The sequence below is a fragment of the Vibrio sp. 2134-1 genome (genome assembly GCF_033339495.1).
In genome coordinates, this window is the sequence record NZ_JAWOUS010000014.1 from 110,558 (window position 1) to 124,618 (window position 14,061).

The following is a 14,061-nucleotide window of genomic DNA, read 5'->3' on the forward strand; positions in this document are numbered from 1 at the left end:
GTGGGAGGAGCGAGTAAGGGCACGAGAAACCGCAGCGATTTGTAGAGCAGAATTTGCTCTTCACATAAACGTAGTCGTCTAAGTTGAAGAGCAATATTGTTCTTGATGATCAACTATATACTTAAGTAAATAACTGTGTCGCACAATAGATCAGAGCTGCTGCTAAGCTCATATTGATGACTTTGCCATATCTCTGGAATTGCGATTGAAGTAGCTTTCCTGCAACGGCCCAAACTACGTTGCTAAGAAGTGCGATCAAAGCAAGAATGAGGCTAGTCGCTAAGATCCAGTAGATATTCTGAGTGTGGGGCAGTACGAACGTAGAAATAGAGGTAATTCCATAAAGAATGATTTTCACATTAACGAACTGCAAACCGAAACCTGTTAAGAAACTGATACCTTTAGAATTATCCGATGAAGTTTTGATCTCACTCGTAGCAAGCCCCCAAGCCAACCAAACAATATAAGCTGCTCCAATCCATGTTAGCCAAGGTGTAATCACGGGCAAGAGGCTGATCATGTTATACGTGAAAGCGCCACAAAGTAGCATCAAAACAACATAGCCACAAAACATCCCCGAAATCACTTTTGTTGAGCGTTTTAGTCCATATTGCGTCGCGATGCTGAGCGATAAAATGTTGTTTGGCCCTGGTGTAATTGAAGTAATGATTACGTAAGTAAAAAATGCGGTGTAGATGGCGGTCATCTCTATCTCTCCTGTTTTTACTGCACTATACTTCGCTACAATTGATTAAAAAATTGAATAAATTAAAACTTAGACTTTTAATTTATTGAACTGTTGGTTGTGGAGTCTAGTCATGAATCTAAAACGCTTTCTTACTTTTAAAGCTATTGTTGAAGAAGGATCGTTTCTAAAAGCGTCACAGAAGCTTTATTGCACGCAATCAACCGTCACCTTTCAAATCAAGCAGTTGGAACAAGATCTGTCTCTGCAGCTGTTCGAAAAAATAGGGCGTAAGATGGTTTTGACTCAAGCAGGAGAAAAGATACTGCCTTACGTCTATGAACTGGCGCGAGTGATGGAAAATATTGAGGGAACAGCACAGCAAGAAAACTCGGAGCCGACCGGTGAATTGAAAGTGCTGATTGCTGAGACTCAACTTGCTTATAAGATGGCTAATGTTTTAAAAGAGTTCAGGATCAGAGCGCCCAATGTCAGACTCTCTCTGCAATCACAAAATTGCTATCAGATTCGAGATGAGTTGATAGAGGATAAAGCTGATTTAGGTGTGTTTTATCGAGTAGGTAATGACGATACGCTCAAGGTGCACGAGTTTGAGCAGGAGCCACTGGTATTGGTTGCTTCACCGCTTTTAAAAGGGCTAGATTTAAAGAAGAGAGAGCAACATATTGATTTAGGATTTATAAGCAATGGCCCTAAGTGCCTTTTTCGACAGATGTTTGAGAGCATTATTCAGGAGCGTGATATTAGCATCGACAACATGATCGAACTTAGCAGTATTAATACGATCAAAAACTGCGTTGAGAGTAATATTGGTATCTCTTATTTACCTCGTTTTACGGTTGAAAAAGAGTTGCAAGAGGGCAGTTTACAAGAGCTTGAGTTCACCGAATTTTCACAGATGATCAAGCCACTCTGCGCTTATCATGCTAGGAAGTGTGTGACGCCGGCGATGGAAGTCTTTATTGATTGTATGCGTAAGGAGTATGAACGGTTTTCTACTCAGAGTCGGTGATCTTTAATATGTTCTATCTGACATAGTTTCGTTTTTACTCCTTTTTATTTTTTAAGTGGTTGATTCTAATTAATTGATTTTTGGTGTTTTATTTTACAGTCGACTAATTTTGGATGATAGATAAGATCTGATGTGAAGAGCTATTTATTGACGGAAAGAGATAAGATATCAAAACGACGGCGTGTGATAACTAGATTAGATAAGGTTACATAATTAACAGTGTAATAAATGCCATTCTTTATGGATTATTTTCAACGAGACTTAATTGTTACGGTTCGTTATTATTAACTCGTTAACGCATCCATTGCTAGGAAGTTAACTTACGCATATTGTTTTTTTCATCATTTGCAGCAAATTATATTTGCTGCTTTTTTTTAACCAAAAAAAGTTCAAAGCTTGAACTACAAGCTCTGAACTTTTGTTTATACTTAGTGGTTTTCTACTTTAATAAGTAAAACACCGTTTAAAAGTATCGCGTAACCTAGTAACTCTAAGCTTTCTTCGACCAAGTTTTTTACGTCTCTATTGTATGAGTTCCCCATGAACTCGACCCAAAAATCACCATACCCTGCAAATCGTGAGAATAAGAAAACAATAAAAAAGCCAATCGTTAATGTCGTGAAGCTAGAATGAGAAATGAAAAGTTTGACCTCATTTTTTATGTTAACTATGTTATTAAAACAAAAATAACAGACCGAGACTATTATAATCCAAGCAGGGTACTTCCATGAACCGTGAGGGAAATACTGCTCTATGTGGTAGTCCATTTCTCTAACGAATATAACCATAAAAAATGAAGACATTATTACTAATATGTGTTTGAGTTCAAGATATTCCTTAGATTTATACAAACACATTAACGATGAAAAAAGCACAAATGCTATTTGAGTCATTTCTATAAGAGAGTTCTCCGATGTGCTTTTGTCCATTTTTACGCTAAAATAAATCGTTGCTAACGTATAAATAACCAAAAAAATAAGATAAGATATTTTATATACTAACAAACTAGTGATCGAGGTGTGTTTTTCTTTAATATACATCGTAACTTGTATAGGTGATGGATTTGTTAGTATTATAAATCAAGAGTGTTTTATATTTAGTGAATTAAGCGCCATTTAGAATGGAACTTAATTCACCTAACATTAAACTTCGATGGATCTTAAACATTTCTGTTTTAAATTATTGATTTTATTTGATTTTCTGTTAATTTTGGTTAAATAGAATCAACTAGCTTTTATTGAAATGCTTTTCCCATATTGGTGGTATGCCAACTTCTTCTTGAACGATATCAATGAATGCCCTAACCAATGGTGATTGCTGACGGTGTGAGTACATGGCATAAATATCACCAAAATCTTGAGTTTCATATTCTGGTAAAAGTTGAACTAAATTAGAAGACTCTAGGTTGTTAGGAAGCATAAATTGACCTATAAGTGCAGCGCCCAGACCTGACTTTACGCTTTCAATTATTAGCTCAGCTTCATTTACCATGTATGACCCTGATATTGGGTATGTATCTAAACCATCTGATTTTGCTTTGTCGTAGAATTTAAGTTTATCGACAATAAAATTACCATTTGAATAAATAATAAAAGGTAGCTTAACTAACTCATCAGGCGTTTCTGGGTTACCATGTTTTTCAATTAAATTTCGAGAAGCAATGATTGCAGTCGTATTTTTTGCTAATTTTCTTGCTACCATTGATGAATCCCTCATAGGTCCGATTCGAAAAGCAATATCAAAATTACTTCTAATCACGTCTACATGAAGATCATCTAGCATTAGTTCAACACTTGCTTTTGGGTACTTATGTAAAAACTTCTCTATCGAAGGTTGTAGATAGAGTTTTCCAAATAATGTTGAGCTTGAAATTCGTACTTTCCCTGAAGGCTCAGTCTGAAAGTTCTCCGCTATTTGTTGAGTATCATCAAGGAGTTGAGATATTTGGTCTGCTTTTTCAACTATTTGCTTGCCGACTTGTGTTAATGAAAGAGAGCGAGTTGTTCTGTTTAATAGCCTAACGCCTAAGTGCTCTTCTAACTGCTTGATGTGTTTAGATAAAACAGAGCGGTCGATATTCATCCCATCTGCTGCTTTTGCAAAAGATCCAGCTTTAGAGACTTCTAAAAGCAGGTGTAGTTTATTTGCTAAATCCACAATGTTTATCCAAGTTAGATATTAGCGTATTAGTTTCATGTATAACTACTGCTCTGTCTAGAAATTATTAATATACTTAATAACCAAAAGAAAAGGGAGCAATAGCTCCCTTTAGTATGAATTTAAATGAGTATTTATATTATGGTTATAGTGTTTGACGTTTTTTGTTTCGACTCACTAACATGTAAAAAACAGGTGTGAGTAGTAATCCAAATACCGTTACGCCTACCATACCCGAGAATACGGCAATACCCATTGCTTGTCGCATTTCCGCTCCGGCCCCTGTACCAATCATTAATGGAATAACACCAGCGGTAAATGCAATTGATGTCATTAGAATCGGTCGAAGACGTAAACGACATGCTTCCAAAATCGCTGATAAGGTATCTTGGCCATTGTCTTTAAGTTCTTTAGCGAACTCCACCATCAAGATGGCATTTTTACACGCTAGAGCCACAAGGACAATCAAAGCAATTTGTGTGAATATATTGTTGTCACCACCAATGAACCAAACACCTGCTAGTGCAGAAAAAATGGTCATAGGAACGATCAAAATGATAGCGAATGGTAGTTTTAAACTCTCGTATTGCGAAGCTAGCACCATGAAAACTAACAAAACAACAAGTGGGAATATATACACCATCGTGTTACCAGCCAAAATCTGCTGGTAGGTTACATCAGTCCATTCATAAACCATTCCCTCTGCTAGGTTTTGAGCCAGTACTTCCTCAATAGCCGTTTGGGCTTGGTCAGAACTGTAACCAAAAGCAGGACTGCCGTTTAGTTCTGCACTAGGGTAGCCGTTATAGTGCATCACGCGGTCAGGCCCAATCGTGGGTATGATCTCCAGTACAGCGCCGAGAGGAACCATTTGTCCGGCAGCATTTCTTACTTTGTAGTTAAGTATTTGGTCAGGTTCGAGACGATAGTTCATGTCTGCCTGGGCATTCACTTTGTATGTTCTACCAAACATATTGAAGTCATTGACGTATAATGATCCTAAATAAACTTGAAGCGCATCAAAAACCTGCTCTAGAGGAACACCTTGCAACATCGCTTGTTCACGGTCTATTTGGATGTCCATCTGCGGCACTTGTATACGAAATGTGGAATATAATCCCATCAGCTCGGGTCTTGTTGATGCCTCACTTATTACCAAGTTCAATTGCTTGAAGAGCTCATCAAACCCCTTGTTCGCACGGTCTTCGATTTGAAGCTTAAAGCCGCCAGTTGAGCCAAGTCCTTGGATTGGTGGTGGTGGAAAAATCGCAACGAAGGCTTCATCAATGATTGAAAAGCTCTTATTCAAAGATGCAACAATCGCATTTGCTCCGAGAGCTGGATCATTTCGTTTATCGAAGTCCTCAAGCGTAACAAAAACGATGCCACTATTCGGACTGTTAGTAAAACCATTAACCGATAAGCCTGGGAAAGAAATCGTTTGTGCTACGCCAGGTGTTGCCAGCGCGAGGTTTTCCATTTCTTTAATAACGGACTCTGTTCTATCTAAACTTGCTGCATCTGGAAGTTGGGCGATCGCAACTAAATACTGCTTATCTTGTTGAGGAATGAATCCACCAGGAACCGCTTTGAATAGAGAAACCGTTCCCCCGAGTAACGCAATGTATACCACCACAACAACAAGGCTAAAACGAATCAGCTTCTTGACCAGAGCTTGATATTGGTTCGAGCTATACTCAAAAATTCTATTGAATGGCGCAAAAACATACTTACCAAAAACCGCATCCAATAGCTTGGTTAGCCGATCGGGTTTTGCGTTCTTATCTTGTAATAGCAGTGCTGATAAAGCAGGCGATAACGTCAACGAGTTAATTGCTGAAATAATCGTCGAGATCGTAATTGTTAGTGCGAACTGCTTATAAAACTGACCGGATAACCCTGTAATAAAGGTCGTCGGGATGAACACCGCACATAATACTAAAGCAATTGCAATAATTGGCCCGGTAACTTCGGTCATTGCTTGTTTCGTTGCTTCTAGTGGTGCAAGACCATTATGGATGTTCCGTTCCACGTTTTCGACGACGACAATGGCGTCATCGACGACGATGCCTATGGCGAGAACAAGCCCAAACAACGAAAGCGTGTTAATCGATACTCCAAGCATTTGCATTACGGCGAACGTACCGATTAATGAAACAGGCACCGCAATGATAGGGATGATAGACGCGCGCCATGTTTGCAAAAACAAAATGACTACGACAACAACAAGTACAATTGCCTCTAGCAGAGTATGAACCACCGCGTCTATCGAACCACGAACAAAGACGGTCGGGTCGTAGGCTATTTCATATGAAACTCCAGCTGGAAAGGCTGTTTGTAAACGGTCCATGGTTGAACGAACCTGATTAGATAGCTCAATAGCATTAGCACCAGGGCGCTGGAATACGGGCATCGCCACCGCTGGTTTACCATTTAACAAGGCGCGCAGTGCATAAGAGTTTTGACCTAGCTCTACGCGTGCAACGTCTTTAAGACGTGTCAAAGCCCCTGTTTCGTCAACTTTTACTACAATGTCGTTGAATTCATCAATATTCTCCAAACGGCCCTTTACGTTCAACAAAACTTGGAATTGGTTTTCATTAGCGGCTGGTTGCGCACCTAATGAGCCTGCTGCCACCTGTTGGTTTTGAGATCGGACGGCTGAGACAACGTCCATTACGGTTAGATTTCTAGAAGCGAGCTCATCTGGATTTAACCACAAGCGCATTGAGTACTCATCACCACCGAAAAGGCGCACATCACCAACGCCTCCGAGCCGAGCTATCTCATCTTTCAAGTTTAAATTAGCGTAGTTAGCTAAATAACTGACTTCACGGCTAGAATCTGGAGAATATATATGCACAACCATAGTGAGATCAGGAGAGGCTTTTTCGGCAACAACTCCTAACCGTTGGACTGCTTCTGGTAATCGGGGCAAAGCTGTAGTGACGCGGTTTTGAATTTGAACCTGAGCTTTGTCCAAGTCCGTACCTAAAGCAAAGGTTACGGTCAATGTCATTCTGCCGTCACTGGTTGCCTGCGAAAACATATATAACATGTTTTCTGTACCATTAATTTCTTGCTCCAGAGGCGTAGCAACTGTTTCTGCGATTACTTTTGGGTTCGCACCAGGATAGTTTGCTGTAACTACCACTGTAGGAGGGACAACCTCTGGATATTCACTCACAGGCAACTGTAAAAGTGAAATTGCGCCTACTATTAATATCAATAGCGATAACATAGAGGCAAATATGGGTCTTTGAATAAAAAAGTGTGCAAATTTCATTCGGTTGTCTTCTTAGTCTTGAGCTAAACGTTTGTTTGGCAACGATGTTGAGTTTGAAGCCATAATCAATGAAGTGTTGCTAATATCTAGCGTGACATTTTTTGGTGTGATTTTGCTATTTGGGCCAACTTTTGCTGGGCCATTTACCGCAATAACTGAGTCGGCGTTCAAGCCATTCTCGATGGCACGAAATGTTCCGTAACGTTCGCCTAAGGTTACGATGCTGTATTGCAACGTATTCTCTTCATTGAGTGTTAATACAAAGCGGTTTTCTAGATCTGTGCCAATAGAACGCTCTGGAACGAGAACTCGTTCAACTGGTTTGGTTGTTGATATCTGAACTCGGCCAAACGATCCCACTTTTAAGTTTGATTTTGTTGCATCGAATACCGCTCGAACCTGCAAAGTACCGGTGTTTTCGTTGATGGAGTTGTCGACAAAGTCAACGCGTCCAAAAAACTCCTGCCCATTTTGTCCAGATAGTTCAAGACGAGTAGGTAAGTTAGAGTCGGCATTGATTGTCGAGAAGTAACGGTTCCAAGTTCGCTCATCGACATCAAAGTATGCATATACCTGATCGTTAGAGACAATGTTTGATATAACGCTTTGATTTGCGTTTACATTGTTTCCTTTAGTAATGAATGCTCTTGAAATAGTGCCGCTAATAGGGGCATATATCTTCGTAAACTCAAGATCTAACTTTGCGGATTCTAACTGAGCACGCAAAGCCATTAGTTCTGCAGAGCGTTGCTTTACTGCGGTATCTCGGGCCTCTGCTTGTTCCGCTGAGATGGCTTTTCGCTTAACCAGTTGAGCGGCTCTCTTTTGTTCGTTTGCTGCTTGCTCTAGCGCAGCTCGAGCACTCTTAACTTGCGCTTCAAGTCGTGAGACCTGAGCTTTGAAGGTTCGATCATCAAGAGTGACAAGTAAGTCGCCTTTGTTGACACTCTGTCCGTCTTTGAACTCTACCGTTTCAATAACTCCGGAAACGCGTGGCATTAAAGAAACTTTCTCTGGTGCTTGAAGCCTTGTTGTAAAGGTGAACCACGATTGAACGGGCTCATAGATGACTTTGGAGACGTCTATCGTAGGTAAGGGAGTATTAGGTTGTTTGGTTATCTCTTCGTCTGCACAAGCAGCTAAAACGGATAAAAGGCCAATGCCGAAAACTTTCTTTAACATTTGTCGCGCCCTAAATGATTCTGTTCATACTAAAAGGAACGGCATTGTATTCATTGTACCTATGGGTAAATAGGCCCTCAGCGAACATAGAGTAGTGATAAAAATGCACGATTAAATATTGGTCAAAATGCTCGCTTTTTGGTTTGAAAAAGGTCAGTTTAGGGTTTTCAAGACGTGGAGTATTGTTAAATGTAATAAGCCATAATAGATAGGAATAACTAAACAGAAGCTAAAGATAGCGACGAAAATTAAAGCTTTTTTAATTCGTGCATTATTTGCAATTCACTGATGCAATTTGAACCATAAAAAATTGAAATTAATTTTGTAAAATCCATTTCCCATCACATAAAGAATAAAAACTAAATAAGGAATTGTGCAGTGGATCTCGCAAGCCAACTTGAATTACTACTGGATGTCTCTGAATACGGAACTTTTGCTAAGGCTGCTGACAGAAATCATATAGATCGTTCAGCTTTGTCAAAACAGATCAAAAAGCTAGAGGATGAATTGGGCTTACGGCTGTTAAACCGTTCCACGCGTTCGCTATCCCTGACCAATGCAGGTGTTGAGATGGTGGCGCAAGCCAAGAAAGTAAGAGAGGTTCTAACCGAAACTCGTAGTATTGCTGCTACATTTCAGGATGAACCGAAGGGTAACTTGAAAATATCAAGCTCCACTTTCTTTGGCAGAGCATACTTAAATCAGGCAGTTAAAGAGTTTATAAAACAGTACCCAAACATTACTGTAGAGCTGCTGCTCGATGATAATCGAGTCGATGTTATCCACGAAGGTTTTGATGTTGTGTTTCGTATCGGACCAATCCGAGAGTCCAACATGATAGTACGTAAGTTGGCAAGCAATAATATGGCACTGGTTGCATCGAAGAGTTTTATTGACAAGTATGGAACCCCGAGCTCTCCAGAAGAGCTTATAAAAATGCCAGCAGTAATATACTCTAATGCTAACTTTAAGGCGGATAAGCTACGTATAGCGCCAAGCCAGTCATCAAGCGACGTTAGAACGTATAATATCAACGGGCAGTACTTCGTGAATGAAACTGAGTTAATGCTCGATGCCGTAAAATCTGATCTAGGGTATGCTTTAATAGGGCAGTTCTTTCTTCAGGAGAGTTTGAGTAAACAAGATCTTGTACAGTTGCTTCCTGATTATAATCTTCCCGCAATAGGGGAAATATATGCAATGTATACTCACCGAAATCAACAACCATTAGCCAAACTGTTCATTGATACTGTTCAAAAAATAATAGGAACGCCTCCTGTTTGGATGGATTATCTCGACTAATATGAGTACTAGGACATAATGTTTTAGATTGAGGGCTTGTTTATATTTATCCATAGAATATGGTTGAATTTGCACTTTAAAAATAATTGCCACTGTTCATAATTTCACTCGATTCAAACAACACAAGTAGTGGTAATTAAATGAAAATGACAAGAACGTCGATCGCAATCGCAGCACTTTTCTCTGCAAGTGCTGCAAATTCAGCCGTAGTTTATGAAGATCAAGAATCAGTGTTAAATATTCATGGCCGAGCGCAAGGGATGTATTATTTCTCTGATGATAAAAATGCTGACGGAGATAATAGCTACATTCGTGTAGGACTTTCAGGTGAGTCTAAAATAAATGAAGATCTTTATGCATTCGGCTTATATGAGTTGGAATTTAAGTCTAATCGCAGAGATGCTGATGGGGTTGAAGATGATGAATTTGATATCCGAAAAGGCTATGTAGGAGTTGGTGCAGATTACGGAACAGTAAGTTATGGACGTCAATACGGTGCGGTCACTTTAGTATCTGATTACACGGATATTTTCCCGGAGTTTGGTAATGAAGCTGCTGGCGTAAGTGCGGATCTATATGGTACCGGTCGCTCCGATTCAGTATTTAAGCTAACGACAAGCTATGAAGGTTTGAATATTCATGTTAGCTATCAGGCTGAAAACGATGAAGTGTCAACAGATGCAGCCTCTTATGGTGCGGCGGCGGACTACAAGTTGCCATATGGCTTCAAAGTTGCGCTTGGTTACAACGAAGGTGAAGGGCAATCGGGTGCAGAAGATGCAGAGCTGCTAACGGGTGCTATTGCATTTGAATACGACAAGTTTTATGCCTCTGTTTTATACAGTGATGGTGAAAACTGGGCTAAAGATGGTTCTGAAAGTAATATTGATTACACCGGTATTGAAGCAGTTGCCACTTATGAAGTAACAGATAAGCTTTGGGCACTAGTTGGCTATAACAATCTAGAGCGTGATGATGAAGATGTCGTCGATTACTACTCACTAGGTGCAGAGTACGATTTGACTTCTAATTTTAAAGCACTAGCAGAATACAGAATTACAGATGTAGACAATGAAGACGATATTCTTGCAATAGCTGCGAGATATTCATTCTAAAAAATTAATAAAGCTAAAAAGCCTGAAACTATTTTCAGGCTTTTTTATTTATCGGTGTAATTTCATAAGTGCTGATTTTCATCCATATATAATGGATTATATTGATCGTTACTTGTTTAAGTGTTTTGAATATAATGGTTTTGTTAGCTAGTCCACTGCTAGTTTTCATTTTCATATTTTTTGAATGATGATTTTTTTCTTTGGCAACAAGAAGTGTCTTGTTGCCTTTTTTATTTTCACGCTTTATGGTTAATTAAAACGAAAAGAGTAGTTTTATATATTGCTATAAACGATAAAAATGTAACGACAATTGTCAATCTTAGGTTGAGTTAATCTTCATAGAAAATTGAACTCAATTTCAAGTGTTTTTTTCATTTAAGTGATGTGGAATCCATATGGCGAACCAAGCGAATGACAAAGCGCCAAACGACGAAATGTATCTCAATGAAGATTGGAAAAATGATTTTTATGTAAACGATAGAGGTAGGGGTTGATACTGTTTATGTAAGGAGAGAGCGATTTATGAAAAGCAGTCGTTTCAATGTGATTAGACACCTTTACTTTCTTAAAATAGGAAGGGCTCTAAGAAAGTAAAGGTGCAGACGATTTTTTAGTTTTTACCGCCGTCACTTGTTCTGAAGTGATAATCGAAGTTTATGATTGCACGATATTTAACTTCATCACGGTTAAGTGCGTATTCTTCAACTCTCACCTTACTATCATCGATTGCAATATCACGAGGGAAACCGCTTCCAATGATGTTTAGACGATTTCTAAGTTCATGTTTTGATAGCGTTTGGTATTCATCGACAAGATCAAACGCAGAGCTATAAGCGGCATCTTTTGTCGTAAAGTCATTGAGAACAACTTTGTTTGTAGAGTGTTCGACATGAATACCAGCAGTAGCAGATAAACTGAATAATAATAGTGATGAGAGCGTCATTAGTTTTTTCATATAGTCACCTTTTTATTTGTATTACAAAGTCAAGATGTCCAACGAATCCTTGTTAATATCTCTCGACAAAGGTGATAGTGCCATTATAGAAATGTGCTGTACATCACATTTGTGACCATTGACTATGGAAGAATTGTCAACAATAAAACTCAAGCACTTTTGACATTACGGTCAATGTGAAAAAGCGAATATCTGTATGGTTTCGTTAATAATTAAACCACTCTCGGAAACGCTGACTATTCAGTCAAAGCGTATGTTTCTTGTCGTTATAGTGACCTGCCTACAACTTAATCACTTAATGCATGCAATTCAATTGCAATGGCTTGGTATAGATTTTCATTCAGATCTTCCAGCTTAGTAACGATCCTAAAAATTCTAGTGATTAAAAAGTCATTGTTTGTGGTTTTTTATTCTATTGTCGTGTATAAAAAAACTTTACAACGAATGATAAAGGAATATCCATGAAAAAGTTATTGTGTTTTGCTGCACTGGGGTTAGCTGTTTCGACGACGGTTAATGCAGACCCAATTTTAGACGACATCAAAAGTACAGGGGAGCTAAAAGTCTGCTTTGATTCTGGGTATATGCCTTTTGAAATGACAGCAAAAAATGGGCAGTACATCGGGTTTGATATCGATTTGGGTAAGCAAATGGCGCGTGCCATGGATGTTAAGTTTGTGCCGGTAAACACTTCATGGGATGGCATTATCCCAACACTGTTGACTGGTAAGTGTCACATGATTATGGGCGGGATGACTATCACACCTATGCGAAATACTCAGGTGAATTTCGCTGATCCCTATGTGGTTATTGGTCAATCCATTCTCGTAGATCTCAAACATGAAGGTAAAGTGTCTAGTTACCGAGATCTCAATAGTCCAGAATATGTTGTTGCAACTAAGCTTGGGACAACGGGTGAGCAAGCGGTAAAACGATACCTTCCGAAAGCTAAGATAAATCTATACGAAACTCAGTCTGAAGCGGTACTTGAGGTTGCCAACGGAAAGGTAGATGCGTTTGTTTATGACTTTCCTTACAACTCTATTTATGTGGCGGAAAACAAAGGGCAGTTAATGCACTTGGCTAAACCGTTTACTTACGAGCCTTTGGGTTGGGCTGTGCCGCAAGGAAATCCAGATACGCTTAACTTCTTAAACAACTATTTACGTCAAATTAAGGGCGATGGAACTTACGATCGCATTTACGATAAGTGGTTTAACGACGATAAATGGTTAAAGCAAGTCAAGTAATCATATTGTTATTGTAGAGGAGCGGTTAGCTTCTGGCTTGGTTCATCGCCAACCAAACGGTTCGTGCTGTGAAGCTAACGCTTTTCTTTATTCAAATACCCAACCAACTTTAATCAAAGTCATTCTCGGAATCACATGCAAAATAACTTTAAATCCCTATTGTGGAACGCTGTTTTTGTTCTTGTTTTGCTATCAATTTGCGGTCTTGTCTATCTGTCAGGTAAGCGAATCGATTACAGCTGGAATTGGGAGCGTGTCCTTCCTTATATTGCCACTAACGCTGCTTCATCCATTACCGCGCCTGTCGATGGGAACATCATTCTCGACGAGAATAACCAACTGGCTCTGGAGAGTATTCATGGTGATATTGTTCTTGAACTAAGCCAATATAAGTCTGTGGACGTCTATGAAGGTGATCTTATTTTTGAAGGAGATACCTTAGCAACTATAAAAGAGTGGCGCTCTGGCCCAATTTTAGATGGTGTTGTGACGACCATTAAAATCTCGCTCTGGTCACTTATCATTGCTCTAGCGTTGGGCTTAGTTGTCGGACTAATGCGTATATCCAGCAATCCGGCATTAAAAAAGCTGGCGCTTGTGTATGTCGAGGTCATTCGTGGAACGCCTCTTTTAGTACAGATTTTTATCGTTTACTTCTTTATTGGTACTGTGCTTGACCTTGAGCGTTTTACTGCGGGAGTGATAGCGCTCTCCGTGTTTACCGCCGCTTATGTCGCAGAAATTGTGCGGTCAGGAATCCAGTCAATCCCAAGAGGACAAATGGAAGCGGCGCGTTCACTAGGAATGAATTATCCCAAAGCGATGATTTATGTCATTTTACCTCAAGCGTTTAAGCAGACATTACCTCCCTTAGCCGGGCAGTTTATCAACCTGATAAAAGATTCCTCACTTGTCTCCGTGATTTCGATTACTGATCTGACAAAAGCGGGCAGGGAAGTCGTAAGTGGTAGTTTTGCCCCATTTGAAGTTTGGTTTACCGTTGCGGCCCTTTATTTGCTTCTAACTAGTACCTTATCTTGGGCAATACAAACGTTAGAAAAGAAATTGGCAGCAAGTGATTAATGGTGGAGTCATT

Annotated in this window: 10 protein-coding genes; 5 read left to right on the top strand and 5 right to left on the bottom strand. The window is 39.5% G+C overall.

The window, feature by feature from the left end:
- Positions 1-121: 121 nt before the first annotated feature.
- On the bottom strand, positions 122-706 hold the full coding sequence (gene eamB, locus R7R78_RS16165) for a cysteine/O-acetylserine transporter (RefSeq protein ID WP_005388201.1): 585 nt from the start codon (positions 704-706) through the stop codon (positions 122-124).
- Between the two features lie 112 nt (positions 707-818).
- Here eamB and R7R78_RS16170 point away from each other — a divergent pair, with 112 nt between their 5' ends.
- Entirely contained in the window at positions 819-1,718 is a 900-nt protein-coding gene (locus tag R7R78_RS16170; protein WP_225474011.1) for a LysR family transcriptional regulator, read from the top strand.
- 1,227 nt (positions 1,719-2,945) lie between these two features.
- Here the strand turns inward: R7R78_RS16170 and R7R78_RS16175 are convergent.
- From R7R78_RS16175 to R7R78_RS16185, 3 genes are all read right to left on the bottom strand, one after another.
- Complete coding sequence (locus tag R7R78_RS16175) at positions 2,946-3,875, bottom strand: LysR family transcriptional regulator (protein ID WP_005377305.1); 930 nt, start codon at positions 3,873-3,875, stop codon at positions 2,946-2,948.
- Between the two features lie 145 nt (positions 3,876-4,020).
- Entirely contained in the window at positions 4,021-7,161 is a 3,141-nt protein-coding gene (locus R7R78_RS16180) for an efflux RND transporter permease subunit (RefSeq protein WP_225474013.1), read from the bottom strand.
- A gap of 12 nt (positions 7,162-7,173) precedes the next feature.
- Positions 7,174-8,343, bottom strand: a complete 1,170-nt coding sequence (locus R7R78_RS16185) for an efflux RND transporter periplasmic adaptor subunit (protein WP_054579512.1) — start codon at positions 8,341-8,343, stop codon at positions 7,174-7,176.
- A gap of 378 nt (positions 8,344-8,721) precedes the next feature.
- Between R7R78_RS16185 and R7R78_RS16190 the strand changes: the two genes are divergently transcribed.
- Together R7R78_RS16190 and R7R78_RS16195 are read left to right on the top strand one after the other, a co-directional pair.
- Positions 8,722-9,645, top strand: coding sequence for a LysR family transcriptional regulator (locus R7R78_RS16190; protein ID WP_017821684.1), 924 nt, complete (start codon positions 8,722-8,724; stop codon positions 9,643-9,645).
- Positions 9,646-9,785: 140 nt separating this feature from the next.
- The gene (locus R7R78_RS16195; RefSeq protein WP_206954751.1) at positions 9,786-10,760 is read left to right on the top strand and encodes a porin; all 975 of its coding nucleotides are present in this window, start codon (positions 9,786-9,788) and stop codon (positions 10,758-10,760) included.
- A 610-nt stretch (positions 10,761-11,370) separates the two neighbouring features.
- Here R7R78_RS16195 and R7R78_RS16200 read toward each other — a convergent pair.
- Positions 11,371-11,715, bottom strand: a complete 345-nt coding sequence (locus R7R78_RS16200) for a DUF3316 domain-containing protein (RefSeq protein ID WP_005377323.1) — start codon at positions 11,713-11,715, stop codon at positions 11,371-11,373.
- A gap of 461 nt (positions 11,716-12,176) precedes the next feature.
- Here R7R78_RS16200 and R7R78_RS16205 point away from each other — a divergent pair, with 461 nt between their 5' ends.
- Positions 12,177-12,965, top strand: coding sequence for a transporter substrate-binding domain-containing protein (locus R7R78_RS16205; RefSeq protein ID WP_005377324.1), 789 nt, complete (start codon positions 12,177-12,179; stop codon positions 12,963-12,965).
- A gap of 135 nt (positions 12,966-13,100) precedes the next feature.
- Positions 13,101-14,048 carry an amino acid ABC transporter permease gene (locus tag R7R78_RS16210; RefSeq protein ID WP_005377325.1) on the top strand — a complete coding sequence of 316 codons (948 nt, stop codon included), beginning with the start codon at positions 13,101-13,103 and terminating at the stop codon, positions 14,046-14,048.
- Positions 14,049-14,061: the final 13 nt, after the last annotated feature.